The sequence below is a fragment of the Rhodococcus sp. IEGM 1318 genome (assembly GCF_033142465.1).
Lineage (GTDB): Bacteria > Actinomycetota > Actinomycetes > Mycobacteriales > Mycobacteriaceae > Rhodococcus_F > Rhodococcus_F qingshengii_B.
Window position 1 is genome coordinate 61,538 of record NZ_JAWLSC010000014.1, and the last position, 25,782, is coordinate 87,319.

The following is a 25,782-nucleotide window of genomic DNA, read 5'->3' on the forward strand; positions in this document are numbered from 1 at the left end:
GACGGTGCCGCCTGGGATCTCGACGACGGCACCATCGACGCTAGCAGCGGGGTCTGCAGGTCCGCGAGTGATTTTTCGCGGAGCGTCCTCGTTCGGTTATGCCTGGTAAACGGGGTTCTCCGCAACAAATTTCTCGACGTACGAGCATGTCGGAAGGATCTTCAATCCCTCGTTCCGGGTCTGGTCGAGCGCTTCACGCACCACGATGGCGGCAAGCCCGCGCCCGCGAAACTGCGGATAGGTCACCGTGTGGTGGAAATCACGGACGCCGGAATGGTCCGAGTACTCGGCAAAACCGGCGAGTTCGCCGTCGACTCGGATCTCGAACCGCGTTTCCGCGGGATTGTGCGCCACTGTCTCGGTCATCTTCGGGCTCCGTTTCGAAAGGGCGGCCGGTTGCGGCGCGCCGCGTCTGCGTTCTGTGGAGTCACGCTACCTGGCAGGCCGTCCGCAATATCGGTTGCCGCCGTGAGTTCCGTTACTTAGCGCAACTACAACTGGACGACCGTTCAAGGGGCCTTCGTCGCTGCGCGTAACGAACAAAACTGGTCTGCACGTGCCGATTTGCCCGTAATTTTGTGCCCACAATGGGTGATACATATGCATCGCGATCGTAAACATCCCAATATGTGGGACTCGTCACAAAGTTTTTTGTCATCTGTTCGGATGGATTAAGTGGAGGGCCTGAAACGGGCAAATTGCAGGTCAGCGGGGCGCTGATTGCGTGCCGATGATGGGTGTGAGCGCCCGGAAACCCCAGGGGTATTGCGTTGGTCATCAGATCGTTTCTCGGACGTGATCCCAAAGACCCGCTCGGGGGGTTAGCGTTTGAATCGTCGGGGATAGAAGAAGCGTTACAACTTCGCCAAAAAAACTTTGGCGCGGCTTCGCAACGGTTCGATTTCGAGTCTTCGTCGGACAACTTCGAGGAAGGAACGCACATGATTTTCGGGCAGCGTGAGTCGAACAGTTACTTTGCCGCAATTTTTTCGTACGACTTCCTTGACGAAGGTTTGGGATACGAGACCATCGCACGGATCCACCGAGGCGAGATCTGCGAATGGATTCGTGATCTCGAGGCTTCCGGGTTGTTCTCAGCTGCGGAAGTTCATGCCGCTGAACTGGCATGGCGCGAAAACCCGCGCCTGCTCCTCGACGCCCTTCTCGAGGACGCTGACGAGGTCTCGGTCAAGCGCTGGGAGATTGCGTGGACGCGGCTCGAGCGTCAGTCGCCGGCAGCCGGAACCGCAGTGGCAGAGCACGGCTGATCCAGTCCGGCTGAAGCGGACTGCTCAGTCTGCGTCACGATCAGCGTTCGACGACTATCGCCTCTTGATCGGTAAGCACGGTGAATTGCGCGCCCGCAGTGGTCAGCGCCGCAACCGTCCGCGCGGTCACCTGTGGATCTTCGAGTAGCGAATCGCCGCCGTGCGGCACTATCGCGAAGTCGACCAGCGCGAGCCCGGACCAGATCGGGTCGATACCGCACGTGGGCATGACTTCAGCGGGGTCGTCCGACGCGTCGAGCCCGATCAGAGTCGGAGTCGCCAGGCACGCTCCCGCGCTGTATCCCGCATAGGCCACGACGCCTGAACGAACCAACATCTCGATGACCCGATCTGCGCCGCTTCGGGCTAACTGTGCACGCAGGACGAACGTATTTCCGCCGCGGACCCACAGGCAGTCGAATTCGCGAAGCCGGGCTTCGAGTGCTTCCGGTGCACCCAGGAAGTCGCGGACGTCCACTTCCTCAGCGGTGAAGCCTGTTGCCCGTAGCGGGGTCAATTCGCTGGTGACCGCTGAACTGCGGACATTGACGGGCCACGAATCCGCAGCCGCGGCGATAACCGCGATGCGAGCGCCGCGGCCTACGAGATCGACAAAAGCCTCGCGGTGTTCGCCGAATCGGTAGGACGAGAGAAACAGTTTCACTTCTCAGTACCTTCGCGACCTACCCACCCAGCCCTCAAATCGTGAAAGCCAGATTGTCGACGACGCGGGTGCCCACCGCGGTGTCACCGCGAAGCGAGATGTCGCTTCGGTGATCGGACGCGTGGACACGGCCACCGGCAATTCGGGTGAAGAGCGGTGAGCTCATGGTGATGGTCGTTGTCGCCGGTCCGTCCAGTTCCGGGACGAGCGTTGCACGTGCGTCGACGGAGACATGAAGTGAACGAGCAAGTGGCCCTTCGAGTTCGAAAGTGATCCGTGCTCCCTCGGGTGCTTTTCCTCGTTTTCCGACGACAAATCCGAGCGCGCTGGTGATTTCGGCGAATGCAGTCTCCGCGCGCAATCCGCCTTCTTCGCCCGGAATACCGACTGCATCTCTGATGTCGAGTTCGTGCATCCAACAGTCGAAGGTCCGAATACGCATGAACCGGCCGTAGGGCGCAAGACCGACAGGAGTCTGTGTCTCGGCGTCCCAGTCCTCATTCGTCATCGAGCGAAGTGCGTCGGTTCGCCTGGCGGTGATATCGCGGTAGTGCGCCAACAGGTCCGCGTGCGGTGTCCGCCTCAGGCCTTCGACCCAGCGCTCGTTGAATGCCGCAATCTCGTTGCGGACGTGGGGCAATGCGTGGACGTCGAGGTCGATCGACGGTGGTTCGATACCGGAGAGCAGCGATTCCGTACCGATCAGATGCGACACGATGTCGTGAACCGTCCACCCCGGAAGGTTCGACGGTGCCAACCACTGGTCGCCGTCGAGTTCGGCAAGCAGTGCGTCGATGACTCGCCATTCTTCGGTCAACGCGTCGACTACTGAGTCCTTGGGCCAACCACTCATGTGGACATCTCCTGTTTCGGACGGTTCGGTTCTCCTCACTGTATGTCGCGCCGGATAAGTGAGCGGGCATTCCCAGGCCTCGAGTCGGTGTCGCCAAACCTCCGAGGGAAGCAGAGTTCCTGTGGTAGACCAGGATTGTCGACGCCGAAGCAGACTCACGCGGCGTCGTCGTACCCGACAGAGGAGTCTTCGTGTTTCCAGGAAATTTTGTCCAGTCCACGCCGGACAGGCCCGCCGTCATTCGCCCCGCCACGGGTGAGTCCATCACCTATCGGGAACTCGACGAACGGTCGACGCAGTTGGCGCGATACTTCCGAAGTGTCGGGGCCAAGCCTGGAGACCACGTCGCTCTCATCTCGAACAACGATCTCCGCGCGTTCGAGGTGTACTGGGCAGCGTTAAGATCCGGTCTCTACATCACTGCGGTGAACTGGCATCTCACGGCTGCGGAGGCCGCCTACATCGTCGACGACTGCGAGGCGACAATTCTGGTGGCGTCGGGGCAGGCGTCGGCAGCAGTTCCGTTGGACGAGAAGCTGATTCCACGTGTTCGCCATCGGTTGGTGTACGGCGGCGCTCTCGAGGGTTTCGACGACTACGAGGATGCGGTCGATGCTCAGTCCGCCGATCCGCTCGACTCGCAGCCACGTGGGGCTGACATGCTGTACTCGTCCGGAACCACCGGCAGGCCCAAGGGAATCAAGGGGGACCTTCCGGAGGGCGAGGTGGACACCACCATGGATCCGTACACCGCGGTGTTCGCGCCGATGTACGGGTTCGATTCCGACACAGTCTATTTGTGCCCAGCTCCGGTCTATCACGCGGCGCCCCTGCGCTTTTGCGGCGTGATCAATTCGGTCGGCGGAACCGTGATCTTGATGGATGCATTCGAAGCCGAAACCGCGCTGGAGTTGATCGGTAAATACGCTGTGACGCACAGTCAGTGGGTACCGACGATGTTCGTTCGAATGTTGAAACTGCCGAAGGAGACCCGCGATCGTTACGACGTCTCGACGGTGAAAGTCGCCATTCACGCGGCTGCTCCCTGCCCGCCCGAAGTGAAGACGGCAATGATCGACTGGTGGGGTCCGGTGATCCACGAGTATTACGCCTCGACCGAGGGCTCGGGCGCCACTTTCATCAACAGCGAGCAGGCTTTGTCTCATCCGGGTTCCGTCGGTCGTGACGGTGTGATGGGGCTCGTGCACATCTGTGACGACGACGGGCGCGATCTTCCGGTCGGTGAGATCGGTACCGTGTTCTGGGAACGGGAGACTCTGCCGTTCCGTTACCACAACGATCCCGAGAAAACGGCCGCCGCGCAGCATCCGGATCATCCGACGTGGACGACGAGTGGTGATATCGGCTATATCGATTCCGAGCGCTTTCTTTATCTGACCGACCGCGCGGCATTCACTATTATCTCTGGTGGCGTCAATATCTATCCGCAGGAGTCCGAGAACATACTTACCTTGCATCCGAAGGTGTTCGACGTGGCGGTCATCGGTGTTCCCGATGAGGAAATGGGCGAGCAGGTCAAGGCGGTTGTCCAACTAGCGGACGGGATCGAGCCGAGTGCCCATGTCGCCGAGGAATTGCTGGAATACGTTCGCAGCCAGGTTGCACATTTCAAAGCTCCGAGAAGTATTGACTTTGCCGACGAATTGCCTAGGACCGCGACAGGAAAACTCGTGAAACACAAGTTGCGGTCTCAATATGTGAGCAATTGACCTTCAGGGGAAATGCTAGGACATCAGAGTAATTCTGCGAGATAGTCGGCAAGGACCTGCGCGTGGCTGTATGGCAGGTCCTCGCTTGCTGTCAGTAGAACAACGGGTCGAGCATTCGATGCCGGCGCGATGCGTACTGCAGGTTTTCGCGTTTGACGCCGCGTGGCCGGAGTCGGTCGACGAGGAGTCGGACGGCGTTACATTCGGAAGTGGGTTCGTAAACTCGCTCGACCCTGATGATTCGGCGTGTCATTTTGATGCCTTTTGCGTCTTTCGGACGTTTCAAATAGTGGAATAGCCCGCCATTCGAGTGTGATCGGCCTCACAGTAGGCTTCTTCAACTAAGTCCAAACATACTGTTCGGACTCGATTCAGATGGAGAAAGTGCGTCGTCGGTTTCCCTACGCCGCGGTAACTCTGGCTACTATCAGTCACCATTCACCCAAAAGCGGGTCATCTTCCGCTCATCACATGCTGGTTGCCGCTCGTCGCAGCAGGCGAACCACCAACCGCAGAAGGTAATGGAAAATGGAAACATCGAAGAGCGCACAAGTGCGTCCGTCGGTCGGCGTCCCTCGAGAATCGAGTGACGGTGAGCGTCGGGTCGCGTTGGTGCCGAAAATTGTGTCCGCTTTGATCGCCAAGGGTGTCGACGTTGTCGTCGAGTCCGGGGCCGGTCTGGGGGCGTTGATTCCCGACGAGTTGTACACCGCTGCGGGCGCGAAGATCGGCGATCCGTGGACTGCTGACGTCGTGGTCAAGGTTGCGCCCCCGTCGACTGAAGAGATCGCCCGGATCAGTACCGGCGCGAAGCTCATCGGTTTCCTGAATCCGCGTAATGCGGACAACCGCATCGCCGAGTTGAAGGCCGCCGGCATTGAGGGATACGCCGTGGAGGCGATTCCCCGCATCTCCCGCGCGCAGGTGATGGACGCGTTGTCCTCACAGGCGAACGTGTCCGGATACAAGGCTGTTCTGTTGGCGGCATCGGAGTCCACGCGGTTCTTCCCGATGCTCACCACCGCTGCAGGCACGGTGAAGCCTGCGACGGTTCTGGTGCTCGGAGTGGGTGTTGCAGGTCTGCAGGCGCTGGCGACGGCCAAACGTCTCGGTGGCCGCGCTACCGGGTACGACGTGCGCCCTGAGGTCGCCGACCAGGTGCGCTCGGTGGGTGCACAGTGGCTCGACCTCGGAATCGATGCGGCGGGCGAGGGTGGATACGCCCGCGAGCTGACCGACGAGGAGCGCGCGAAACAGCAGCAGGCACTCGAAGATGCGATCAAGGGCTTCGACGTCGTGATCACCACGGCTCTGGTTCCGGGTCGTCCCGCGCCGCGCCTGGTCACCGCTGCCGCGGTCGAAGGCATGAAGCCGGGCAGTGTCGTGGTCGACCTCGCGGGTGAAACCGGTGGTAACTGCGAGCTGACCGAGCCGGGTCAAACCGTCGTCAAGCACGGCGTGACCATTTGCTCTCCGCTGAATTTGCCGGCGTCCATGCCTGAGCATGCGTCCGAGTTGTACTCGAAGAACATTTCCGCGCTGATCGAACTGATGTTGGTGGAAGGTGCATTGGCGCCTGATTTCTCCGACGAGGTTCTGGCCGGTGCGTGCGTCACCCGTGAAGAGAAGGGCGCCTGATGTACACATCACTTCTGGCGAACATCGCGATCCTGGTGTTGTCCGGGTTCGTCGGTTTCGCTGTGATCTCCAAAGTTCCGAACACCCTGCACACCCCGTTGATGTCCGGTACGAACGCCATCCACGGCATCGTCGTCCTGGGTGCATTGGTCGTCCTGGGCAAGGTGCACGACCCCTCGATCGGGTTGCAGATCATCTTGTTCGTCGCGCTCGTCTTCGGAACCGTGAACGTCGTCGGTGGTTTTGTGGTCACGGACCGCATGTTGGCGATGTTCAAGGCCAAGCCGGCCGCCAAGTCTGTGTCGAAGGATGGTGACCAGTAATGGAATACCTGGTCAATGCGCTCTACATTGTCGCGTTCTCGATGTTCATCTACGGCCTCATGGGTCTTACCGGCCCAAAGACAGCAGTCCGCGGCAACCAGATCGCCGCGGTCGGCATGCTCATCGCCGTCGTTGCAACTCTGATCTCCATTCGAGATGCGGAGATGGGTAACTGGATCCTCATCGCTGCCGGCCTGGTCATCGGTGTCGTGCTCGGTGTCCCGCCGGCGCTCCGCACGAAGATGACGGCCATGCCGCAGTTGGTCGCACTGTTCAACGGTGTGGGTGGTGGCACTGTCGCCTTGATCGCGTACGCGGAATTCCTGGACTCGGACGGGTTCACCGCATTCCAGCATGGCGAGTCGCCGACGGTGCATATCGTCATCGCTTCGCTCTTTGCAGCGGTGATCGGATCGATCTCCTTCTGGGGCAGCGTGATCGCGTTCCTGAAACTGCAGGAAACTCTGCCTGGTCGTCCGATCGGAATCGGTAAGCTCCAGCAGCCGCTCAACGCTCTGCTGCTCATTGCCGCAATCGCGTTCTCGGTGATCATCGGTATCAAGGCGATCGCGCCGGAAGGCCCGACCAGCTCGCTGTGGATCGTCGGCGTGCTCGTGCTCTCGGGCGTCCTCGGACTGATGGTCGTGCTGCCTATCGGCGGCGCGGACATGCCCGTCGTCATCTCGCTGCTCAACGCTCTCACCGGTTTGTCGGCTGCTGCTGCAGGTTTGGCACTCAACAACCAGGCGATGATCGTCGCCGGCATGATCGTCGGTGCTTCGGGCACCATCCTGACCAACCTCATGGCCAAGGCCATGAACCGGTCCATCCCGGCCATCGTCGCCGGCGGCTTCGGTGGCGGCGGCGGAGAAGCGCCTTCCTCCGACGGCGTCGTGCGCACGGCAAAGGCGACCTCGGCGGCCGACGCGGCTATCCAGATGGCCTACGCCAACCAGGTCATCGTCGTACCCGGTTACGGACTTGCCGTCGCGCAGGCTCAGCACGCCGTCAAGGACATGGCGAAATTGCTCGAGTCGAAGGGCGTCGAGGTCAAGTACGCCATTCACCCCGTCGCCGGCCGTATGCCCGGTCACATGAACGTTCTTCTCGCAGAGGCGGATGTCTCGTACGACGCGATGAAGGAAATGGACGATATCAACGACGAGTTCGCGCGTACCGATGTCACCTTGGTGATCGGCGCGAACGACGTCACCAACCCGGCAGCGCGCAACGATCCGAGCTCACCGATTCACGGAATGCCGATCCTCAACGTCGACCAGTCGAAGTCGGTCATCGTGCTCAAGCGCTCGATGAACTCCGGTTTCGCCGGTATCGAGAACCCACTCTTCTTCGCCGAGGGCACTTCGATGCTCTTCGGTGACGCCAAGAAGTCGGTCTCCGAAGTTACCGAGGAACTCAAGGCGCTGTAGCGCTGGTACTCGGAAGGGGCGTCCACTCGTAACTGCGAGTGGACGCCTTTTTCGTGGCCGTGTGTCGCAACGGCTTCTTGTGCTGCAACGACAAAGGCGCCTGGTCCGAGACAAAACTCGGATCAGGCGCCTCTGGTGACGTTTACGGGACCTCGGGAGTTTCGGGGTCGGAGGAGAAGCCGGAAAGTAGTTCGATCAACTTCTGGATCAGTTCGAGCGGGTTCAGATCTTCGAGGCTCACGGTAAAGACTCCTTCGCTGTGGAACTACTTGATTCGGACATTTCCGAACATACGTCATGTCCGAGCGTCGCGGGAGAGCTATCGGTGAAAATCTCTGGATCCCAAAGATTTAGGACTAAAGTCGGATGCTCCGGTGCCTGGAGAACGCGATTGCAGCCGTATCCGGGCGTAGCTCTTCACGTTTCGCGGCGATGGGCGATCGTGCCATCAAAATGGCTGCGGCACAGGCCCATACCAGAGCGATCAGAACGCCAGCTATCACTCCGAAAAGGCCGCTCAGCTCGGCGGCGAGCGCGCTTGCACCGATCGCAGCAACTCCGGCGAACCCGAGTCCGGCGACCACCGGACGCCACTGCGGGGCGGAGATCAAGATCGCCGAGCAGTACAGGGCAGTCGCAGCGGCCACGTGACCGCTGGGCAATAGGTCCTGGGGCACATCAGGGAGCCAGGAGCCGAATGCCGCGTTGGTGAGGTTGGCGCCCATTCCGAGGAGCAGGATCGCGCCGATGCCGTATGGCAGTCCGCGGACCATCGAGACGACGGCCAAAGCGGTAGTGGCTGCGAGTACAGCGGTGACGTCGAATCGGCCTACCGTCCACTCGGCAAGTGTGCGCACGTGATCCGGGACGCTCAAACCGGGCGAGGTGGGTCGCACAAAATACAAGATGCCCAACGCTACGACGGCGATCGCAGCAAGAACGATGAAGCGAGTGGTTGTGGAGGGAGTGGGGTGCTGGGTGGAGGTCGAGACGGTCACGAGTACCAGCATCCCTGTTGAGTCTGTGCCGATCGTGAGGATCAGCTGTGAGGTCTGTAGGCGGTCGGAGAATCGCGCCGAACGACACCCGCACAACCCGCTGCGACCAGGACGCATGCAAACGGTATCAACATCGCTGTGGTGAGAGGCACAAGCTTGGTGACCCATCCGATGGTTGCCGGGCCGGCGAGGAATCCGATGTATCCCATGCCGACGACGCGAGACATGTTGGTACCAGCCGAACCTGAGCCTAGATTTCCCGCGGTGGTGAAGATCTGCGGAATGCATCCCGACAGGCCTGCGCCGAACAGTGCCCAACCGAGCAGCGTCAGCGGTAGCCAGCCGGACACCACGACGGTCAGCATGCCGACCGACGAGAGCAACGCGCCGTAGCGAACCACAGCCACCGGGCCTACTGCCGCGCTGATCCGATCTGCGGTGAACCGGCCGACGGTCATCGTGGCGGAAAACGCGCCGAACGACAGTGCGGCAACGGCATTCGAAACGCCGAGATCTTCCTTGACCTGCAGCGCACTCCAGTCGTTTGCCGCTCCCTCGGCCAGCATCAGAACAAAGGCGAGGGTTCCGAGCGCGAGCACGCGAGCCGAGAATCTGCCGTGCGTCTTTCCGGCAGTCGACGCCGTTTCCGCGTGCACGTGGACGTGGGGGAGCAGGGGCCGCGAGCACAGCCAGACCGCCAGCAAACCGATTGCCGATGCGATGCTGAGCGTGACGTACGGCGGAAGATCCAGTGCGAGAGTGCCGAATCCGATGACAGACCCCAACACGCCACCGACCGAGAACATGCCGTGAAACGCCGCCATGATCGGGCGCCGATACAGCTGTTCGGCTTCGACGGCCTGCGAGTTCATCGAGACGTCCAATGCACCGTTCGCGAAGCCGAACACGACAAGTGCAGCGCCCAGTTGCCAGGTGTTCGTGGCAAACCCCGGGCCGAGAGTGGCGAATGCCAGCCCGCTACCCGCCAGGACGACCATGCGTCTGCTGCCGTATCGATCGGCGAGCGGGCCGCTCAATTGCATGCCGGCAATGGCTCCGACTGCAAGAAGGAGAAGCAGTGAGCCGAGCGTCGAGTGACTGATCCCCACTCGGTGTTCGATGGACGGGATGTGGACGACCCACATCGCGAGGAGAAATCCGTTGATGCCGAAAATGCCGAAAATGCCGGCGCGGGCGCGCACCAGGGCGGAGGTGGGGACTGCGCGGTCGGTGGGGTTGACGCTCACTCGTTCCTTTCTACAGGTGAGTCAGCAACAGGTCCGGGTTCGCGAGCATCTCTGCGACAAATGAGAGGAATCTCGCGGCCTGCTCACCGCTCAGCACGCGGTGGTCGAACGTCAACGTCAGTGTCACGACGCTCCGCACTTCGATGTTTCGCTCGATTACCCACGGACGCTCGCTCACTGCGCCCAGGCAGAGGATTACGGCTTCTCCCGGATTGAGGAGAGGAATGCCCCCGTCGACGCCGAAGACTCCGACGTTGGTGATCGTGACGGTGCCACCGGTCAGGTGACGGACATCGGTCACTCCTGCGCGGGCAGCGACGGTCAGTTCGGTCACCGCGCGTGCGAGTTGGACCAGGCTCAAGGTCTCGGCGCTCTTGATGTTGGGCACGGACAGCTCACGTTCGGAGGCGACGGCGATGCCGAGATTCACGTGATCGTCGATGACGGCGTCGCCGCGGGCCTCGTCCCAATGCGCGTTCACCATCGGGTGCGACGAGATCGCCGTAACCAGGGCCTTGGCCGCGAGCGTCAGCGGAGTGAGCGAAAGTCCAGTGAACGCGTCCGAGTAACGGAGCTTGCCGAGCAGTTCCATCGAAGGCGTGACATCGACGGTGAGGAAGACGCTGGCCTGCGGAGCGCGGACGCTGGCAACCATCGCCGACGCCATTTGTTTCCGTATGCCGGACGAGGCCAGGCGTGTCGCGTCATCCGAAGGCGCCTTCAAGGCAAGCGCGCCTTCGACGTCAGCTGCCGTGACGGCGCCGTCGAATCCACTTCCGGTGATTTCGCTCAGATCGATGCCGGCTTCGCGGGCCGCGCGCCGCGTCGAGGGTGTTGCGGGCCGACGCGTGGTACTCGCCGCGGATTGCGAGTACGGCGTGATCCCGCTCCGTCGCCGGCTCGGTCTCTCGGCCGCGGGTCCGTACCCGACCAGCACACTCGGCGGCTGTGGATCATGTGGATCTTCAGAACCCTCGATACGGATGATCGGAGTACCGACCGGAACCGTGGTGCCAGGTTCGACGAGAAGTTGTCTGACAACGCCGACATACGGTGACGGCAGTTCGACAAGAGCTTTGGCTGTCTCGACCTGGGCGAGAACTTGATTGAGTGCCACGGTGTCACCGACCCTGACCGTCCACTCGACCAGGTCGGCAGACGTCAGGCCCTCGCCGAGATCCGGCAACCGGAATTCGTGCGTCGTACTCATGCTGCCAGCGTTCGGTCGAGCGCCGCGAGGATCCGATCGGCGTCCGGAAGGTGGAATTGCTCGAGCTTGGCAGGCGGATAGGGGATGTCGAATCCGGTAACCCGCCGGATCGGCGACTCCAACTGGTAGAAGCAGTGTTCCGCGACGTGTGCTGCGATTTCGGCGCCGACGCCGAGAAACTTCGGCGCCTCGTGGACGACGACCATCCGGCCTGTCTTGTTCACCGACGCCTCGATCGTGTCGAAGTCGACGGGGGAGAGTGAACGCAGATCTACCACCTCCAGATCATGGCCCTCTTCTTCGGCGATCCGCGCGGCATCGAGTGCGGTGGCGACCATGGATCCGTACGCGACCACTGTCGCGTCGTTTCCCGAGCGCGCGACGCGGGCGCGGGGGAGCGGAAGCTCGGGCGCAGCATCGGTATCCACGTCGGCGGTGTCCCAGTAGCGCCGTTTGGGTTCGAGGAATATCACCGGGTCGTCGGCGGCAATGGATTGGCGGATCATGTGAAAACCGTCGACCGGATTGCTCGGGTACACGACCCGCAGTCCTGCGGTGTGAGCGAAGTATGCTTCCGGTGACTCCGAATGATGTTCCACCGCACCGATTCCGCCGCCACTGGGAATCCGGATCGTCAGTGGTGCGGTCACCGTGCCTCGGGTGCGGTAGTGGATCTTTGCCACCTGGGACACGATCTGATCGAAAGCCGGGTAGACAAAACCGTCGAACTGGATCTCGCAGACCGGCCGGTATCCGCGCAAAGCCAGGCCGAAAGCCGTTCCCACAATGCCTGATTCGGCGAGGGGCATGTCGATCACCCGGGTATCGCCGAAATCTTTCTGCAGCGCGTCGGTAACCCGGAATACACCGCCGAGACGGCCGACGTCCTCTCCCATGATCACCACGCGACGATCGTCTTCCAGTGCCCGTCGCAGGCCGGTGTTGAGTGCGGTCACCAGATTCATGACGGTCATGACAGAGCCCCTTCCAGGCTGCCCAGATACGCGCGATGCTCTTCGCGTTCAGCGTCGATCAACGAGTGTGCCTCGATGTAGACGTGATCGAAGAGCGCTGACGGGGGCGGATCGGCGAGCGCGATGGTTGCGCGTCGTAGTCCAGCGGCGACGTCGTCGGCGGCCGCCGCGATGGTGGTGAGTTCGTTCTCTCCCAGAAGATCGCGATGGCCGAGGAGCAGGCGCATTCGCTCGAGGGGGTCGCGGCTCCTCCACTCCGACATATCCGTATCGGCGCGGTACCTGCTCGGATCGTCGGACGTCGTGTGCGGACCCATCCGGCAGGTGATCGCCTCGATGAACGTCGGGCCGCTGCCTTCCCGTGCGCGATTGAGCGCCGAGCGCGTGACTGCGAGAACGGCGAGGACGTCGTTACCGTCGACGCGGATCGCGGGGATGCCGTAACCGATCGCCCGATGTGAGATGGGTGTGCGTGACTGGAGGGATACCGGTTCACTGATGGCCCACTGGTTGTTCTGGCAGAAAAAGACAACGCCGACACGGAAACTGGCGGCAAAGCCCATCGCCTCGGCGATATCGCCTTGGCTCGAGGCGCCGTCACCGAAGTAGGCGATCGTTGCGATCTCGGCGCCGTCCAGGTGGGCGCCGAGCGCATATCCGGTGGCGTGCAGACCTTGGGAGCCGACGACGATCGCCGGGTTGGTGACGTTGAATTGTTTTGGATCCCAACCGGAATGGGAGATTCCGCGCCACATTGTGGTCAGCAATTCGGGTGGAACTCCGCGGCAGTACGCGACGGCATGTTCGCGATAGCTGGTGAAGGCGAAGTCGTCGGCGGCAAGTGCTCTCGCGGAACCGACCTGCGCGGCTTCCTGGCCGAGCATCGGAGCCCACAACCCTATTTCGCCTTGGCGCTGCAGGGCAACAGCTTCGGTGTCGATTCGGCGACTCACGACGAGATCGCGATACAACGACAGCAGTTCGTCAGGCCCGATGTCTGTTATCAGACGGTCGAATTCGGGACGGCACACACGTGCGCCGTTCGGTTGAATGAGTTGGACCGGATAATCGAGGTTGTCGACCATCTTCGCTCACCTCGGTTTCTGCTCATGCCCGGCGCGCCTCGTGAGTACGCCGCACAATCCCGATGTGTTGTATGCAGTTGTCGCTCTACCCTCAGGATCCCCCTGATTGGGAAATCCGCAAGTGTTTTCGCCGCCGTATCAGGGCCGGAATTGTGAACTGGCGAGTAACAAACGTGTCGGTACGGCCAACCGATCGGACTTCAACCGCTAGCATCGGTGCGGTGACTGCAGTCGGTTTGAACGAAGAAGCTGTTTCCGCGTGGATCGCCGAACTGGGGGTCGGCGCCACGACACCACTGACTTTCGAGAGGATCGGTAACGGGCAATCGAACCTGACCTACTCCGTGACGGATGCGGGCGGAGGACGGTGGGTACTGCGCAGACCTCCACTGGGAACATTGTTGGCGTCCGCGCACGACGTCGTTCGCGAGCACCGCATCCTGTCCTCGCTCCAGGGAACCAAAGTGCCGGTTCCGAAGATCCTCGGCATCACGGAAGATCCGGAGATCACGGACGCTCCGCTGGTCCTCATGAGCTACATCGACGGCGTTGTGATCGACGGCGTTCAGGTGGCTCAGAAGTTGACCGAGGACGAGCGTCGCGCGGTCGGATTGGCGATGCCGAAAACCCTCGCAGGCATCCACGGGGTTGACCTGGAAGAGACCGGGCTGGATGATCTGGCCAGCCGGACGCCGTTTGCCGAGCGTCAGCTCAAGCGGTGGTCGGCGCAATGGGAGAAGTCGAAGACCCGCGATGTTCCGGACGTCGACAGGTTGGCCGAGATTCTGCACCGAAACATTCCGGAACAGAACGAAGTGACCTTGGTTCACGGCGACTTCCACCTCAACAACGTCATCACCGATCCGGCCGAGGGGCGCATCGTTGCCGTTGTCGACTGGGAGCTGTGCACGCTGGGGGAGCCGCTCGCGGATCTCGGTGCGCTACTCGCGTACTGGCCGGAAGCCGGTGACAAGGTTGCCGGCCCGTTCATGGCGTCCACGCTGGAAGGCTTCCCGAACCGTGACGAGCTGGTCGCTGCCTACGTCGAGGCGACTGGCCGCGACGTGTCAGCCGTCGGATACTGGCATGTACTCGCTCTGTGGAAGCTCTCGATCATCGCCGAGGGCGTGCTGCGCCGTATCCTCGACGATCCGCGCAACAAGGCTGAGCACGGCGGGCCGACGGTCGCGCTGATCGACGGAATCGTTGCACGCGCCGTCTTGACGGCAGATCAGCTCGGTCTGAGCTAGTTTTCGATCAAGGTCCCGGCTGCCGCTCTGATGGCGGCCGGGATCTCCACCGGCTTGCGGGTGTCGGCGTCGACGTAGACGTGGACAAAGCGTCCGCTGGCAGCGGGTTCCCAATTGCCGCCGTCGACCTCGTGGAAAATCGCGAGCGAGTAGACGATGCTCTTGGTGCCCAGCTTTTCGACGGAGATACCCACCTGCAACTGCTCGGGGAACGACAGTTCGCTCAGGTACCGGCACGACGTCTCGGCGACGACGCCGATAGCAGGCAGGTTGCGGATGTCGGTTCCCGTGGACGACATCAGCCAGGCGTTGACCGCGGTGTCGAAGTACGAGTAGTAGGTTACGTTGTTGACGTGGCCGTAGTGATCGTTGTCGTCCCACCGCGTCGGGACGGGCCAGAGGACGGGAAACTCGCTGATCGACGGGGGCATCTGCGCTGTGCTCACGGCTTCGACTGTAGTGAGGACTTTCGCAAGAGTGAGGGCAGGGTGGTGCCCTGCAGGACGGCGCGCACGATCAGTCCCACCAACAGTGCCCAGAATGCCGAACCGATTCCCAGGATACTGACACCGGATGCGGCGATCAGAAACGTGACCACTGCGCCTTCACGCTCACTCGCCTCGCTCAGTGCCGAAGTGAGGGCACCGGCCAGTGTCGCCAGGAGTGCCAGTCCGGCAACAGTTTCCACGACGCCGGCCGGAGCGGCAGCTACCAAGGCGGCCACGGCGGCCGCGCCCGCAGCGAGAACGAGATACGCCCAGCCTGCGGTGAAGGCAGCGATCCATCGACGTTTGGGATCCGGATGCGCGGTGGGGGCGGCGGCCAGGGCTGCGCTGATCGCCGCAAGGTTGATCGCATGGCCACCGGCCGGAGCGCCGACGATGGTGCCGATACCCGTCACGATCATCGACGGTCGCCAGGGAACGGTGTATCCGAACGAATTCATCACCGCCACACCGGGAATGTTCTGCGAAGCCATCGTGACGATGTAGAGCGGAACGGCGATGCCGATCATCGCCTGCCAGGTCCACGACGGCGCGGTGAGATCGATGCGGGGAATCATGGCGCCGGCGTCGAGCACTCGATCCGACGTGACGAGGCTGATCCCGATCACGACCGCTGCGGTGAGAAATGCGAGCGGAACCGCCCATCGCTTGGAGAAGCGCTGCGCCGCAAGCCAAACCAGGATGACCGGCGCGACCGCTGCCGGTGCGTCCCGGACGGCGATGATCGGCGCCAGGCACAACGGCATCAGAACTCCGGCAAGCATCGCCTGCGCGAGGGGCGTCGGGATTGCCGAAATGACCCTTCCGAGCGTCGGCCACAGTCCGGTCAGCACGATCGCGATTCCGACGACGACGAAGGCGCCGACCGCGGCCGGCCACCCACCCTCGACCGCACCCGCGCCGGCGAGCAGAGCGGCACCGGGCGTCGACCAGGCGAGGGTGATCGGCATCCGGTACCGGCGTGAGAGCCAGAGCATTCCCAACGCTTGGGTCACACACAGAACCAGCAGTCCGGACGCCGCCTCGGTCGCGTCTGCACCGACAGCTGCGAGGCCGGTGAGCACCACCGCGAACGAACTGGTGAAGCCGACGAGGGCCGTGACGATGCCTGCACTCATTGGCTGCGAGTTGCTGCGAACGGCTTCCGGTTCGGTGGTATCTGTGGAGTCCGACATGGTCAGTGATTCTGCCCGACCCGCTCGAGGCCCGATTTACCTGTCCGGTCGGATGGGTGAGGTGACCGCTTTGCCGTAGATGAGGTGTGTTTGGGCGTGCCAGACCTCGGGATGCGCGGCGAGGTGGTCGATCAATACCCGTTGTAGATGCGCACTGTCACGGACGGCGACGTGGAGGAAGAAGTCCTCAGGGCCTGAGACGTTGAAGAGTGCAAGGGTTTCCGGCAGCGCGAGCGCGTCGGCCGTGAAGCGGTCGACGAGGTCGCGTCGATGCGGGCGCAATTGCACGGCGATGATCGCCTGCATCGACCGACCCACGGCAGCCGGGTCGACAACCGCATGGATGCCGCTGATCGTCCCGTTGGCACGGAGGCGTCGTACGCGCTCGTGGCACGAGGACGTCGCCAAGCCGACACGATCGGCTAAAACCTTGTTGGTGATCGACGCGTCGTTCTGCAATTCGGCCAAAATCTTCCAGTCCACCGGATCCAGAGGCTCATTCTTTGTCATCTGCCGAACTATATCCGGAGTCGTTTTGAAGTTCCCGGATCCAGTTGCACACTCCTGGCATGAATTTGTGTCTCGAATCAGCTCGGGTGTGAGGTATTTCGGATGAGTGTTGGTCAATGGCTTGCTTTCGGCTCCCTGCTATCCATCGTCCTGTTCACGCCGGGACCGGATTTTGTCCTGATCCTGCGTCATTCTCTGGCAGATCGACGGACCGGCGCGGTGGTGGCCGCCGGCGTGATTTCCGGGCTCTTCGTTCACACTGCGGCCGCGTCACTGGGTCTCTCCGCCCTCGTCGCGACGCGTCCGCAGTTGCTCTCCGCGCTCACATACGCCGGGGCGGCATATCTGACCTGGCTCGGTATCTCCGCGATTCGAAGTGCATTCAAGGCCCGCGCCTCGGACGAGGGACTTCCGGCAGCGAAAGAACCGATCGCGGTCACCACGGCGTTTCGTTACGGCTTCCTCTCGAACTTGCTGAACCCGAAGGCGTTGTTGTTCTTTCTCGGGCTACTCCCACAATTCATCGAGCCCGGTGAAGGAGCAGGGCTGCGGACACTGATGTTGGCGGGAGCGACGGTGGTCGCCGCGGCACTGTGGTGGGCGATCGTGGTGGTGATGGCGGCCGGAGCCGGCAAGAAGCTGCGTCGTCCTGGCGTCGGCAAGCGCATCGATGTCGTGACTGGAGTGTTGTTGGTGGGTCTCGGTGCCTTCTTCGGGGTTGCGTGAGAGGTCGTGTCAGGATGAGCTCATGACACTTCCCGTGCTGATCGACGTCGAAGAACTGTCCGCTCTCATCGAGGCCGGCGCTGCGCCGCGATTGCTCGATGTCCGATGGGCGCTGGGTGATTCGAACGGCGAGCAGCATTTTCGCGACGGCCATATTCCCGGCGCGGTATTCGTGAACCTCGACGAGGAACTTGCTTCGCCGCCGTCGCCGGACAAGGGAAGGCATCCGCTGCCGAGTCTCGAAGACCTGCAGGAGGCTGCGCGTAGTTGGGGAATCGACGACGGTGATTCGGTGGTGCTTTACGACGCCACCGGCAATACTGCCGCTGCCCGCGGTTGGTGGCTTCTGCGGTGGGCCGGACTCTCGGACGTCCGACTCCTCGACGGCGGGTTGCAGGCCTGGGAGTCCGCGGGACTGCCGTTGGCGGCCGGTATAGGTGAGTCCGTCACTCCGGGCAACGTGACTTTCACCGGAGGCAACATGCCGACTGTCGACATCGACGGCGTCGGCAACTGGACGAGCGAGGGCGGTGTCCTTCTCGACGCCCGAGCCGGGGAGCGGTACCGCGGACAGGTCGAGCCGATGGATCCCGTCGCAGGGCACATCCCCGGTGCGGTGAGCGCGCCGACCGCCGAGAACATCACCGGCGACGGGCGGTTCCTGGATGCAACCCACCTGCGTGAGCGATTCGCCGGACTGGGCGTCGGAGACAAGGTGGCGGTGTACTGCGGATCCGGAGTGACTGCAGCGCACGAGATTGCAGCGCTCACGATCGCAGGTTACGACGCGACGTTGTTCCCGGGCTCGTGGTCACAGTGGTCGAACGACAGCACTCGCGCCGTCGAAACCGGAGCCTGAGTCAGCTCTTGGTGCGATCGATGAAGGACGGCACGAGGAACCACAGGGCCGTGAACATGATCGCGGCGCACGGTGCCAGACAGCGGGCGCCATCAGGAACCCGAACGAGATGGCCACAAGTATCACGGTCATCAAGTGGTTGCGTGAAGTTTTGCGCCAGTTGTTGAGGCGGAGTCTCCCCGGTCTCGTTCACTGTGGCGTGGTCCTAGGCCCGTGAGTATTCCGACGCTCGGTGGATCTGCTCCGCGCTCGGACGCACACCGGTGTAGAGAACGAACTGCTCGGCGGCCTGAAGGGCAATGACCGACGCTCCCGTGATCGCCGTCTTGCCGAGTTCGGTGGCCAACGCGATCAGAGGAGTGTTCGCGGGCATCGCGACGACGTCGAAGACAACTTCCGCTGCGCGAACTGCTTTTTCGGGGAACGACAGTGCATCGGCTTCAGCGCCGCCGGACATTCCGATCGGGGTCGCATTGATCAGCACACCGGGACGAAGCGCACCGAGTTCGGCCTGCCAGTCGAAGCCGTACTGCTCGGCGAGCGCCGACCCTACTTCCTGGTTTCGGGCGATCACGGTGACGTCGGTGAATCCGGTGTCGCGTACCGCGGCGACGACTGCTTTGGCCATGCCGCCGCTGCCGGCGACAGCGACGGACAGGCTCGTATCGACGTCGTTGTCACGCAGCAGATCGGCCACCGCCTGATAGTCGGTGTTGTAGGCGTGCAGCACTCCGGACTCGTTGACGATCGTGTTGACGGAGTCGATGGCGCTGGCCGAATCGTGCATGACGTCGATGTGCTCGATGACCTGTTCCTTGAACGGCATCGACACCCCACAGCCTCGAATCCCGAGTGCTCGTATGCCGCCGATCGCCGCGGGTACGTCTTCGGTCGTGAAGGCTTTGTAGACGAAGTTCAGGCCCAATTCCTCGTAGAGGTAATTGTGAAACCTGGTGCCGATGTTGCTCGGTCGCCCGGAGAGCGACATGCACAGGAGCGTGTCCTTGTTGAGGTCGACGGTCATCGTTCCCACTCTAATCGCGTGTCTGGAGTAGTTCTTGATGGAGGAGTGCACCCATCCGGACGTCGCGCAGCGCCGAATGCCGGGTACCCGATCGAAGCACCACTCGCACCGACAGAGCCGAGACGACATGGTCACACAGAACATCGACGAGCACCCGAGCACCGAATCTCGCCCACCGCGTCGTAGGTGGGCAGCACACGCGATCTCCGGCGTGTTGGCCGCCGCTGTCGTCCTGGGCGTCGGTGAACTGGTGGCCCTGCCGATCAACCCGGACGCGTCGCCCTTCTACGCAGTCGGTGCAACTACCGTCGACCGAACGCCGGCCTGGGCTCGCGAGTTCGCGATCGACACCTTCGGTACCAACGACAAGCCGGCGCTGTTTATCGGAATGTCGATCTTGATCGTTCTGCTCGGCGCGGTGGCCGGGCTCCTGGAACGGCGACGCCGCCCGATCGGCAGCCTCATCCTCATTCTGCTCGGTGCGGTTGGCGTGTATGCGGCGTTGCAACGCCCGACTGCCGACGCGATGTACGTGTTCCCGACGCTGGTCGGCGTGGTCGCGGGTGTCGCGACTCTGCGGTTGCTGATCACGCAACTGGAGGTGCCGCTCTCGCCGGGCGTCGCCGACTCGTGGTTGCCTCGTCGCCAGTTCCTTCTGCTGGCAGGTGCGGCGTTGGCAGTGGCTGCGGCAGCGGGCGCAGCCGGAAAGTTCGTGGGGCAGAGAATCGCCGGCGCAGTGGCGAATCGTGAAGACTTCGTCGTACCCACCGCCGCCGAACCGGCGCCGCCGATTCCGGCGGGTGCGGACATCGGGATTGCGGGCGCGTCGACGTACATCACGCCCAACGACGACTTCTATCGCATCGACACCGCTCTCCTCGTTCCGCAATTGACGACGGACTCATGGGAACTGCGGATTCACGGCATGGTCGACCGCGAGATGACGTTGTCGTTCGACGATCTGGTGGCGCGAACGCCCATCGAGCGGGTGATCACGCTGACGTGTGTTTCCAACGAGGTGGGTGGCGTTCTGGCTGGGAACGCGAAGTGGATCGGTTATCCCATGAAAGACCTGCTCGACGAAGTCGGTGTCCATCCCGACGCGGACATGCTTCTCTCGACCAGCGTCGACGGCTTCACGGTCGGCACTCCCGTCGAGATAGTCACCGATGGTCGTGACGCGATTCTCGCCGTGGCGATGAACGGTGAGCCGTTGCCGTTCGAGCACGGTTACCCCGTTCGGCAGGTGGTTCCCGGCCTCTACGGTTTCGTCTCCGCCACCAAATGGGTGACGGAGTGGGAACTCACGCGTTTCGACAAGGTCGAGGCCTATTGGACCCAGCGCGGTTGGGGTGCGCAGGCACCGATCAAGACGTCGTCGCGTATCGAGGTACCGGCAGCTCTGGCGCCGATCGAGCCGGGCCAGGTGCTGGTGGCGGGAACTGCCTGGGCCCAGCATCGTGGGATCGAGAAGGTCGAGGTTCGCGTGGACAACGGCGAATGGCAACCCGCGACACTGGCGCAGGAGTACTCGATCGACACCTGGCGGCAATGGTCGTGGATGTGGGATGCAGGCTCGGGTTTGCACACCGTGCAGGTCAGGGCGACGGATTTGGACGGGAACGTTCAGGTGGAAGAGCGCACTCCGCCGATTCCCGGTGGCGCCACGGGATGGCACACGAGGTCGTTCACGGTGAAGTGACAGGTAGATCCGAATGGGATTCGGTATACAGGCGGACGACGCACTGGGCCATCCATCCGGCGATCAGGGTTCTCAGGCCGAAGTCGAAGGTGTCGTCGGTTCGCAGTGGGGTCGTGGCCTCACGGGTGATCTCGCTCGGGTTCGAGGATAGAGTCCACGCGACATCCGGCGTCGACAGCTTGACGACTGATCCGAGGACCAAACTGTCCAGCGTGGAAATTGCGTGACGAGTGTCGATCGGATCGAACCCGCCATCCGAAAATGCTTGGACCAGTGCGGTATCGATGTCGAAAGTCACCTCGGTGCGGACGCTTCGCGTCATGAGCAGCGGGATGAGACGCCAATGCTCGACCGCAGCTCGGCGATAGGCCCACCCCCATGCGCTGACCCGCTCGCTCCACCCTGCGGGTGGTTGCGGGACCGAGATCGACGACATCACGCGGATGCGCATGAGTTCGACGATCTCGGATCGACCCGAAACGTGTGTGTAGAGCGAAGACGGAGTCACGTTCAATTGCTTGGCGATTCCGGGCATGGTGAAGTCACCGGTCGCGTCGACAGCATCCAGGGCGGCGTCGGTGATGTTGCCCGTGGACAGTATCGGCTGGGTGGGACGCGGCATCGATTCTCCTGGTGAGGGATTCGTCGGCAATCTTGGATTGGATCGATTGATGACGACTCCTTGATTTCAGGAGCCGATATGCACCATACTAACCGAACCCTATTCGGTATGTCGGCGGAATCTTCCGGCGATCGGTACACGTCGGAGGAACATTCAATATGTCTGTCGTATGGCTGACCGGTGCAACGATCATCGACGGTACGGGCGCCGACCCCATCGAGAACTGCCCTGTTGCTGTGGAAAGCGGACGCATCAGTGCGATCGGTGGCACGCCGCCCGAGGGGGTGGAGGTGTTGGACTGCACCGGGTTGACGATCACGCCCGGACTGATCGACGCACACGTTCATCTCGGTGGATCGAGTGATCTCGCCCCGAGCCTGCGGCGTCAGATATCGGTAGCCGAACTGGCCGCAGACATGTTCGCGACCTGCGCGTCTACTCTCGACGGGGGATTCACCACGGTTCGTGACTGCGGCGGAATCGACGGTGGACTCGCCGGAGTTGTCGCCTCTGGCAAGATTCCGGGGCCGCGGATCATTCAGTGTGGCCCGATCCAATGCCAGACCGGCGGACACGGACACCTGGCGGCCGAGTGGGAGCCGACTTCGGACTGGTCCGATCACGACATCCCCGGATTGCGTTGTATGTCTCTGCTTTCCGACGGCCCGCACGAAATGCGAAAGAACGTTCGTGAGACGTTCCGCAGAGGTGCCGACTTCCTCAAACTGTGCGTTACCGGGGGAGTGGTATCCACTCATGACAAGCTCACCGACACGCAGTTCACGGTCGACGAGATCGGAGTTGCCGTCGAGGAAGCCAATGCGCGCGGTACGTATGTCACGGTGCACGCTCACAACAACGAGGGAATCCGGAACGCGGTTACCGCCGGCGCGAAATGCGTCGAGCACGGTTCCGACATCGACGACGAGACGGCCAAGTTGATGGCCGAGCACGACGTCGCTTTGGTACCGACCTTGGCTGTGGTGCAGGCGCTCTCGGACAGCGCGGCGTCAGCGGGTCTACCCGAATCGATTTCGGCGCGCATCGGCCAGATGATGCAGGGTCAGATCGACGGACTCCTCGCCGCTCGAAATGCCGGCGTCAGAGTGGGATTGGGATCGGACCTCATCGGTACCGATCAAACGGGCCGGGGAATGGAGTTGGTCCTGCGTGCCCAGGTCGAAACCCCGATGGACGCATTGGTTTCCGCTACCCGGATCAACGCCGACATTCTCGGCATCGCCGAGGAGGTCGGCACAATCGAAGTCGGTAAGTTCGCCGACCTCGTTGCCTTCCGCGGCGATCCGTTGACGGATCCGTCCATCTTCGCCGATCGTGAGCTCATCGCACTCGTCGTTCAGAGCGGTCGAGTGGTGAAGGACCGTCGGTAGATCAACAGCGAGTGGCAAGATCCGTCAGCGCTGAATGATCTGCTCGGCTTACCGGTAAGCCATAGGAAATCGCGACGGTCAAGTACTTGCCTGCGTAGAAACATCGGTACGCAGGATTGGGCGGCAACCAGTCGCTGGGCGTGCTGTCGCCTTTCGACTGGTTGTCGGGGCCGTTGACGGCCAACAGGTTCAATGACGTGTCGTTCGCGAACCTCATCCGAAGCGCGGGCGTCCAGGAGTTCGCGCCGAAGTCCCAGGCCGCGGCGAGTGGGAAGACGTGGTCGATCTGGACGGACTTGGCCCGGCTTCGTTCGAATTCGACGCGGTCACCGGAGTACGGGTCGGTCATCACGCCGGACAATACGACGCAGTCACGTGTTCCCGGTTTGAACACTACGTCCGAGAGATCGTGGGCCAGAACGTTGTTGCGGGTATCGCACCCGTCGTGGCCACCTGGCGCGTCCTGGTCGTCGGACCAAGCGGGTCCGAAGACGCAGGCCTCGCCGTTACCGCAGCCGCGCTCGTATCCACCCGGACGTGGGCGGTTGTTCACGATTGCGGTACGGGACAGCAACTCTTCGAGTTCCGATCGCGTCGGGCTGCCAGGGGCCGAATCGAGACGCTCGTCTCCGAACCATCCGCAGGACGCGACAAGACATGCGAGCACGAGCGTCGACAGCATCGCAGATAGCCGTGCAATCACCTGTGCCCCCGCCCGTCGTAGACGGTGATTGAACCATCGGAGCCCGACAGAGATCAGCCGAACTTGGCCACCTGCGGGATTTACCTCGGATGCATCGGCGCTTGAAGTAGTGCCACGACCATTTCCACGATCTGAGCGGGCGTTGGTCCGAGTGACGCCAGGACTCCTTCGCCGTCTTTGGAGCGCTCGTAATCGGCAAGAAGTGCAAAAAGCGTCGTGGCCATCGACGAAATCCTGCTCGTACGTTCGTATACCGTTCCTTCGCTCAGCTGTTCGGACAGCGCCTGCGTGATGGTAGACCAGGAGGATCCTTCGTCGGCAGGCCAGATCTTGACTTGGTGGCGCATGACCTCGAGGAACCGGAAGTAGTGAGTTGCCCCTTGCTGCTCGGTTGCTTCCAGGAGTGCACCCACCAGAATGCCGGTCAAGTGCCTGTTGTCTTGCGTGTCGGCAGCCTCGAGTAGTCGAGTTGCCGAGCCCTCCACGGCCGCCAAGCGACGACGAACGACCGCGTCGATCAAACCCTGTCGGTCGCCGAAGTAGTAGTTCACAGCGGAATTATTGCGTTGACCCGCGGCGATCGCGATGTCTCTGAGCGACACGTCAGCGCCTCGCTCGGCAAACACACGTTCGGCGGCGGAGAGAAGTGAGTCGACAGCCATGCGACGGAATCTACCCTTGACACAGTTAAGCGATTTCGCTTAACTGTGGTCATGGAGCATATCGAGAACAGTGGATACCGTGTAATCGACTCTGTTGCACCGCGTGATCGATACGCCCGAGGGTGGCATTGTCTGGGCTTGTCCGCCCCGTACAAGGACGGCAAGCCGCATTCGGTCCGTGCCTTCGGAACGAAGCTCGTCGTTTTTGCAGGCGAGGAGGGCGAGCTTTCCGTCTTGGACGCATACTGCCGTCACATGGGCGGCGATCTGAGTCAGGGTGAGGTCAAGGGCAATTCGATCGCCTGCCCGTTTCATGATTGGCGCTGGGGTGGGAACGGACGGTGTACGAAAATTCCTTATGCCCGTCGAGTGCCCCCGATTGCGAAAACTCGTTCTTGGAGCATTCTCGACCAGGACGGAATGTTGTTCGTCTACAACGATCCGGAAGGCAACATGCCTCCGGTCGAGATCACGCCTCCTCGAATTCCCGGAGTTGCATCCGACGATTGGACCGATTGGAAGGGGTTCAGGCAGATAGTTGTACAGACAAATTGTCGTGAACTTATCGACAACAACGTGGATATGGCCCACTTCTTTTATGTTCACGGATCGTTCCCGACGCACTTCCGGAACGTCTTCGAGGGGCATATTGCTGCGCAGTACATGAACGGTCTTGCACGAGAGGATATTCGACCGGTTGCCGCCGGAGGGGCGCCGCTATTGATCGGTAACACGTCGAAGGCCGCCTACTACGGCCCCGCTTTCATGATCGACGAATTGACTTATCACTACGACCAATTCGACATGGAGTCTGTCCTGATCAACTGCCACTATCCGATCGACGTAGACAGCTTTGTTCTCATCTACGGGGTACTCGTCAAGCACTCCCCGCTGTTGGATCGGCGCGCCAGCGAGCACATGGCCGAGAGTATGGGGAGATACATCACCAAAGGCTTCGAACAGGACATCGAGATTTGGAAGAACAAAACCCGAATCGAGAATCCGCTACTGTGCGATGGCGACGGTCCCGTCTATCAACTACGCCGCTGGTACGAACAGTTTTACGTCGATGTCTCTGACATCAGTGCTGACATGGTCGAACGCTTCGAGTTCGAACTCGACATGACCACGCCGGTCGACACCTGGCGCGAAGTTGTGTCGGAGGGTCTTGCGCTCCGATCGGCAGAGGTGTCACGTTGACACACGTCGAGTGTCGTCGGTGCCGGGCATCG

Annotated in this window: 27 protein-coding genes; 11 read left to right on the forward strand and 16 right to left on the reverse strand. The window is 61.9% G+C overall.

What is annotated here, in order from left to right:
* Positions 1-96: 96 nt before the first annotated feature.
* Positions 97-366 carry a GNAT family N-acetyltransferase gene (locus R4P65_RS27245; protein WP_007726096.1) on the reverse strand — a complete coding sequence of 90 codons (270 nt, stop codon included), beginning with the start codon at positions 364-366 and terminating at the stop codon, positions 97-99.
* A gap of 575 nt (positions 367-941) precedes the next feature.
* Here R4P65_RS27245 and R4P65_RS27250 point away from each other — a divergent pair.
* Entirely contained in the window at positions 942-1,268 is a 327-nt protein-coding gene (locus tag R4P65_RS27250) for a hypothetical protein (protein ID WP_003941297.1), read from the forward strand.
* A 40-nt stretch (positions 1,269-1,308) separates the two neighbouring features.
* Here the strand turns inward: R4P65_RS27250 and R4P65_RS27255 are convergent, their stop codons facing one another.
* On the reverse strand, positions 1,309-1,932 hold the full coding sequence (locus R4P65_RS27255) for a Type 1 glutamine amidotransferase-like domain-containing protein (RefSeq protein WP_317828826.1): 624 nt from the start codon (positions 1,930-1,932) through the stop codon (positions 1,309-1,311).
* A gap of 34 nt (positions 1,933-1,966) precedes the next feature.
* Entirely contained in the window at positions 1,967-2,785 is an 819-nt protein-coding gene (locus R4P65_RS27260; RefSeq protein ID WP_317828827.1) for a maleylpyruvate isomerase family mycothiol-dependent enzyme, read from the reverse strand.
* 191 nt (positions 2,786-2,976) lie between these two features.
* Here R4P65_RS27260 and R4P65_RS27265 point away from each other — a divergent pair, with 191 nt between their 5' ends.
* Positions 2,977-4,515 carry an AMP-binding protein gene (locus tag R4P65_RS27265; RefSeq protein ID WP_317828828.1) on the forward strand — a complete coding sequence of 513 codons (1,539 nt, stop codon included), beginning with the start codon at positions 2,977-2,979 and terminating at the stop codon, positions 4,513-4,515.
* A gap of 91 nt (positions 4,516-4,606) precedes the next feature.
* Here the strand turns inward: R4P65_RS27265 and R4P65_RS33220 are convergent, their stop codons facing one another.
* Positions 4,607-4,768, reverse strand: coding sequence for a hypothetical protein (locus R4P65_RS33220; protein ID WP_411742592.1), 162 nt, complete (start codon positions 4,766-4,768; stop codon positions 4,607-4,609).
* Positions 4,769-5,043: 275 nt separating this feature from the next.
* Between R4P65_RS33220 and R4P65_RS27270 the strand changes: the two genes are divergently transcribed.
* The 3 genes from R4P65_RS27270 to R4P65_RS27280 are packed head-to-tail and all read left to right on the forward strand — an operon-like array spanning position 5,044 to position 7,906.
* Positions 5,044-6,153 carry a Re/Si-specific NAD(P)(+) transhydrogenase subunit alpha gene (locus R4P65_RS27270; RefSeq protein ID WP_317828829.1) on the forward strand — a complete coding sequence of 370 codons (1,110 nt, stop codon included), beginning with the start codon at positions 5,044-5,046 and terminating at the stop codon, positions 6,151-6,153.
* A complete protein-coding gene (locus R4P65_RS27275) occupies positions 6,153-6,476 on the forward strand; it encodes an NAD(P) transhydrogenase subunit alpha (protein ID WP_003941319.1) in 324 nt (107 codons plus the stop codon). Before R4P65_RS27270 ends, R4P65_RS27275 begins: the two co-directional genes overlap by 1 nt.
* Positions 6,476-7,906, forward strand: coding sequence for an NAD(P)(+) transhydrogenase (Re/Si-specific) subunit beta (locus R4P65_RS27280; protein ID WP_317828830.1), 1,431 nt, complete (start codon positions 6,476-6,478; stop codon positions 7,904-7,906). Before R4P65_RS27275 ends, R4P65_RS27280 begins: the two co-directional genes overlap by 1 nt.
* A gap of 356 nt (positions 7,907-8,262) precedes the next feature.
* Here R4P65_RS27280 and R4P65_RS27285 read toward each other — a convergent pair whose 3' ends face one another.
* The 5 genes from R4P65_RS27285 to R4P65_RS27305 are packed head-to-tail and all read right to left on the reverse strand — an operon-like array spanning position 8,263 to position 13,420.
* On the reverse strand, positions 8,263-8,916 hold the full coding sequence (locus R4P65_RS27285; protein ID WP_269068690.1) for a hypothetical protein: 654 nt from the start codon (positions 8,914-8,916) through the stop codon (positions 8,263-8,265).
* Between the two features lie 29 nt (positions 8,917-8,945).
* Positions 8,946-10,151 carry an MFS transporter gene (locus R4P65_RS27290; protein WP_317828831.1) on the reverse strand — a complete coding sequence of 402 codons (1,206 nt, stop codon included), beginning with the start codon at positions 10,149-10,151 and terminating at the stop codon, positions 8,946-8,948.
* A gap of 10 nt (positions 10,152-10,161) precedes the next feature.
* The gene (locus tag R4P65_RS27295; protein WP_317828832.1) at positions 10,162-11,361 is read right to left on the reverse strand and encodes a dihydrolipoamide acetyltransferase family protein; all 1,200 of its coding nucleotides are present in this window, start codon (positions 11,359-11,361) and stop codon (positions 10,162-10,164) included.
* Positions 11,358-12,335, reverse strand: a complete 978-nt coding sequence (locus tag R4P65_RS27300) for an alpha-ketoacid dehydrogenase subunit beta (protein WP_317828833.1) — start codon at positions 12,333-12,335, stop codon at positions 11,358-11,360. Before R4P65_RS27300 ends, R4P65_RS27295 begins: the two co-directional genes overlap by 4 nt.
* Positions 12,332-13,420, reverse strand: coding sequence for a thiamine pyrophosphate-dependent dehydrogenase E1 component subunit alpha (locus R4P65_RS27305; protein WP_317828834.1), 1,089 nt, complete (start codon positions 13,418-13,420; stop codon positions 12,332-12,334). The genes R4P65_RS27300 and R4P65_RS27305 overlap by 4 nt, the downstream gene beginning before the upstream one ends.
* A gap of 221 nt (positions 13,421-13,641) precedes the next feature.
* Here R4P65_RS27305 and R4P65_RS27310 point away from each other — a divergent pair, with 221 nt between their 5' ends.
* Complete coding sequence (locus R4P65_RS27310) at positions 13,642-14,670, forward strand: phosphotransferase family protein (RefSeq protein ID WP_317828835.1); 1,029 nt, start codon at positions 13,642-13,644, stop codon at positions 14,668-14,670.
* Here R4P65_RS27310 and R4P65_RS27315 read toward each other — a convergent pair.
* The 3 genes from R4P65_RS27315 to R4P65_RS27325 are packed head-to-tail and all read right to left on the reverse strand — an operon-like array spanning position 14,667 to position 16,861.
* Positions 14,667-15,101: a thioesterase family protein gene (locus R4P65_RS27315; RefSeq protein WP_317828912.1), complete on the reverse strand. Its 435-nt coding sequence runs from the start codon at positions 15,099-15,101 to the stop codon at positions 14,667-14,669. The genes R4P65_RS27310 and R4P65_RS27315 overlap by 4 nt on opposite strands.
* Positions 15,102-15,112: 11 nt before the next feature.
* On the reverse strand, positions 15,113-16,351 hold the full coding sequence (locus tag R4P65_RS27320; RefSeq protein WP_317828836.1) for a benzoate/H(+) symporter BenE family transporter: 1,239 nt from the start codon (positions 16,349-16,351) through the stop codon (positions 15,113-15,115).
* Positions 16,352-16,387: 36 nt separating this feature from the next.
* Positions 16,388-16,861 (reverse strand): Lrp/AsnC family transcriptional regulator, encoded by a 474-nt coding sequence (locus R4P65_RS27325; protein ID WP_003941284.1) that lies wholly within the window; start codon positions 16,859-16,861, stop codon positions 16,388-16,390.
* Positions 16,862-16,963: 102 nt separating this feature from the next.
* On the opposite strand from R4P65_RS27325, the gene R4P65_RS27330 reads away from it, so the two are divergent.
* Both R4P65_RS27330 and R4P65_RS27335 read left to right on the forward strand, forming a co-directional pair.
* Positions 16,964-17,587: a LysE family translocator gene (locus R4P65_RS27330; RefSeq protein ID WP_095971546.1), complete on the forward strand. Its 624-nt coding sequence runs from the start codon at positions 16,964-16,966 to the stop codon at positions 17,585-17,587.
* Between the two features lie 22 nt (positions 17,588-17,609).
* A complete protein-coding gene (locus tag R4P65_RS27335; protein WP_317828837.1) occupies positions 17,610-18,446 on the forward strand; it encodes a sulfurtransferase in 837 nt (278 codons plus the stop codon).
* Between the two features lie 205 nt (positions 18,447-18,651).
* Here R4P65_RS27335 and R4P65_RS27340 read toward each other — a convergent pair whose 3' ends face one another.
* A complete protein-coding gene (locus R4P65_RS27340) occupies positions 18,652-19,470 on the reverse strand; it encodes a shikimate 5-dehydrogenase (RefSeq protein WP_317828838.1) in 819 nt (272 codons plus the stop codon).
* 127 nt (positions 19,471-19,597) lie between these two features.
* Here R4P65_RS27340 and R4P65_RS27345 point away from each other — a divergent pair, with 127 nt between their 5' ends.
* Positions 19,598-21,172, forward strand: coding sequence for a molybdopterin-dependent oxidoreductase (locus R4P65_RS27345; RefSeq protein WP_317828839.1), 1,575 nt, complete (start codon positions 19,598-19,600; stop codon positions 21,170-21,172).
* Here R4P65_RS27345 and R4P65_RS27350 read toward each other — a convergent pair.
* The gene (locus tag R4P65_RS27350; RefSeq protein WP_317828840.1) at positions 21,159-21,794 is read right to left on the reverse strand and encodes a TetR/AcrR family transcriptional regulator C-terminal domain-containing protein; all 636 of its coding nucleotides are present in this window, start codon (positions 21,792-21,794) and stop codon (positions 21,159-21,161) included. The genes R4P65_RS27345 and R4P65_RS27350 overlap by 14 nt on opposite strands.
* A 158-nt stretch (positions 21,795-21,952) precedes the next feature.
* Between R4P65_RS27350 and R4P65_RS27355 the strand changes: the two genes are divergently transcribed.
* Complete coding sequence (locus R4P65_RS27355; protein ID WP_317828841.1) at positions 21,953-23,185, forward strand: amidohydrolase family protein; 1,233 nt, start codon at positions 21,953-21,955, stop codon at positions 23,183-23,185.
* Position 23,186: 1 nt separating this feature from the next.
* Here R4P65_RS27355 and R4P65_RS27360 read toward each other — a convergent pair whose 3' ends face one another.
* Together R4P65_RS27360 and R4P65_RS27365 are read right to left on the reverse strand one after the other, a co-directional pair.
* The gene (locus R4P65_RS27360; RefSeq protein ID WP_317828842.1) at positions 23,187-23,888 is read right to left on the reverse strand and encodes an HNH endonuclease family protein; all 702 of its coding nucleotides are present in this window, start codon (positions 23,886-23,888) and stop codon (positions 23,187-23,189) included.
* Positions 23,889-23,968: 80 nt separating this feature from the next.
* Positions 23,969-24,550 carry a TetR family transcriptional regulator gene (locus tag R4P65_RS27365; protein ID WP_317828843.1) on the reverse strand — a complete coding sequence of 194 codons (582 nt, stop codon included), beginning with the start codon at positions 24,548-24,550 and terminating at the stop codon, positions 23,969-23,971.
* Between the two features lie 45 nt (positions 24,551-24,595).
* Here R4P65_RS27365 and R4P65_RS27370 point away from each other — a divergent pair, with 45 nt between their 5' ends.
* Positions 24,596-25,750, forward strand: a complete 1,155-nt coding sequence (locus R4P65_RS27370; RefSeq protein WP_411742593.1) for a Rieske 2Fe-2S domain-containing protein — start codon at positions 24,596-24,598, stop codon at positions 25,748-25,750.
* The last annotated feature ends 32 nt before the right edge of the window (positions 25,751-25,782 follow it).

What these genes read in the sequence shown, in the direction of transcription:
- R4P65_RS27245 (WP_007726096.1), bottom strand. Translation starts at nt 366, where the DNA reads ATGACCGAGACAGTGGCGCACAATCCCGCGGAAACGCGGTTCGAGATC.
- R4P65_RS27250 (WP_003941297.1), top strand. Translation starts at nt 942, where the DNA reads ATGATTTTCGGGCAGCGTGAGTCGAACAGTTACTTTGCCGCAATTTTT.
- R4P65_RS27260 (WP_317828827.1), bottom strand. Translation starts at nt 2,785, where the DNA reads ATGAGTGGTTGGCCCAAGGACTCAGTAGTCGACGCGTTGACCGAAGAA.
- R4P65_RS33220 (WP_411742592.1), bottom strand. Translation starts at nt 4,768, where the DNA reads ATGACACGCCGAATCATCAGGGTCGAGCGAGTTTACGAACCCACTTCC.
- R4P65_RS27270 (WP_317828829.1), top strand. Translation starts at nt 5,044, where the DNA reads ATGGAAACATCGAAGAGCGCACAAGTGCGTCCGTCGGTCGGCGTCCCT.
- R4P65_RS27275 (WP_003941319.1), top strand. Translation starts at nt 6,153, where the DNA reads ATGTACACATCACTTCTGGCGAACATCGCGATCCTGGTGTTGTCCGGG.
- R4P65_RS27280 (WP_317828830.1), top strand. Translation starts at nt 6,476, where the DNA reads ATGGAATACCTGGTCAATGCGCTCTACATTGTCGCGTTCTCGATGTTC.
- R4P65_RS27285 (WP_269068690.1), bottom strand. Translation starts at nt 8,916, where the DNA reads ATGCTGGTACTCGTGACCGTCTCGACCTCCACCCAGCACCCCACTCCC.
- R4P65_RS27295 (WP_317828832.1), bottom strand. Translation starts at nt 11,361, where the DNA reads ATGAGTACGACGCACGAATTCCGGTTGCCGGATCTCGGCGAGGGCCTG.
- R4P65_RS27300 (WP_317828833.1), bottom strand. Translation starts at nt 12,335, where the DNA reads ATGACCGTCATGAATCTGGTGACCGCACTCAACACCGGCCTGCGACGG.
- R4P65_RS27305 (WP_317828834.1), bottom strand. Translation starts at nt 13,420, where the DNA reads ATGGTCGACAACCTCGATTATCCGGTCCAACTCATTCAACCGAACGGC.
- R4P65_RS27315 (WP_317828912.1), bottom strand. Translation starts at nt 15,101, where the DNA reads ATGCCCCCGTCGATCAGCGAGTTTCCCGTCCTCTGGCCCGTCCCGACG.
- R4P65_RS27320 (WP_317828836.1), bottom strand. Translation starts at nt 16,351, where the DNA reads ATGTCGGACTCCACAGATACCACCGAACCGGAAGCCGTTCGCAGCAAC.
- R4P65_RS27325 (WP_003941284.1), bottom strand. Translation starts at nt 16,861, where the DNA reads ATGACAAAGAATGAGCCTCTGGATCCGGTGGACTGGAAGATTTTGGCC.
- R4P65_RS27330 (WP_095971546.1), top strand. Translation starts at nt 16,964, where the DNA reads ATGAGTGTTGGTCAATGGCTTGCTTTCGGCTCCCTGCTATCCATCGTC.
- R4P65_RS27335 (WP_317828837.1), top strand. Translation starts at nt 17,610, where the DNA reads ATGACACTTCCCGTGCTGATCGACGTCGAAGAACTGTCCGCTCTCATC.
- R4P65_RS27340 (WP_317828838.1), bottom strand. Translation starts at nt 19,470, where the DNA reads ATGACCGTCGACCTCAACAAGGACACGCTCCTGTGCATGTCGCTCTCC.
- R4P65_RS27345 (WP_317828839.1), top strand. Translation starts at nt 19,598, where the DNA reads ATGGTCACACAGAACATCGACGAGCACCCGAGCACCGAATCTCGCCCA.
- R4P65_RS27350 (WP_317828840.1), bottom strand. Translation starts at nt 21,794, where the DNA reads ATGCCGCGTCCCACCCAGCCGATACTGTCCACGGGCAACATCACCGAC.
- R4P65_RS27355 (WP_317828841.1), top strand. Translation starts at nt 21,953, where the DNA reads ATGTCTGTCGTATGGCTGACCGGTGCAACGATCATCGACGGTACGGGC.
- R4P65_RS27365 (WP_317828843.1), bottom strand. Translation starts at nt 24,550, where the DNA reads ATGGCTGTCGACTCACTTCTCTCCGCCGCCGAACGTGTGTTTGCCGAG.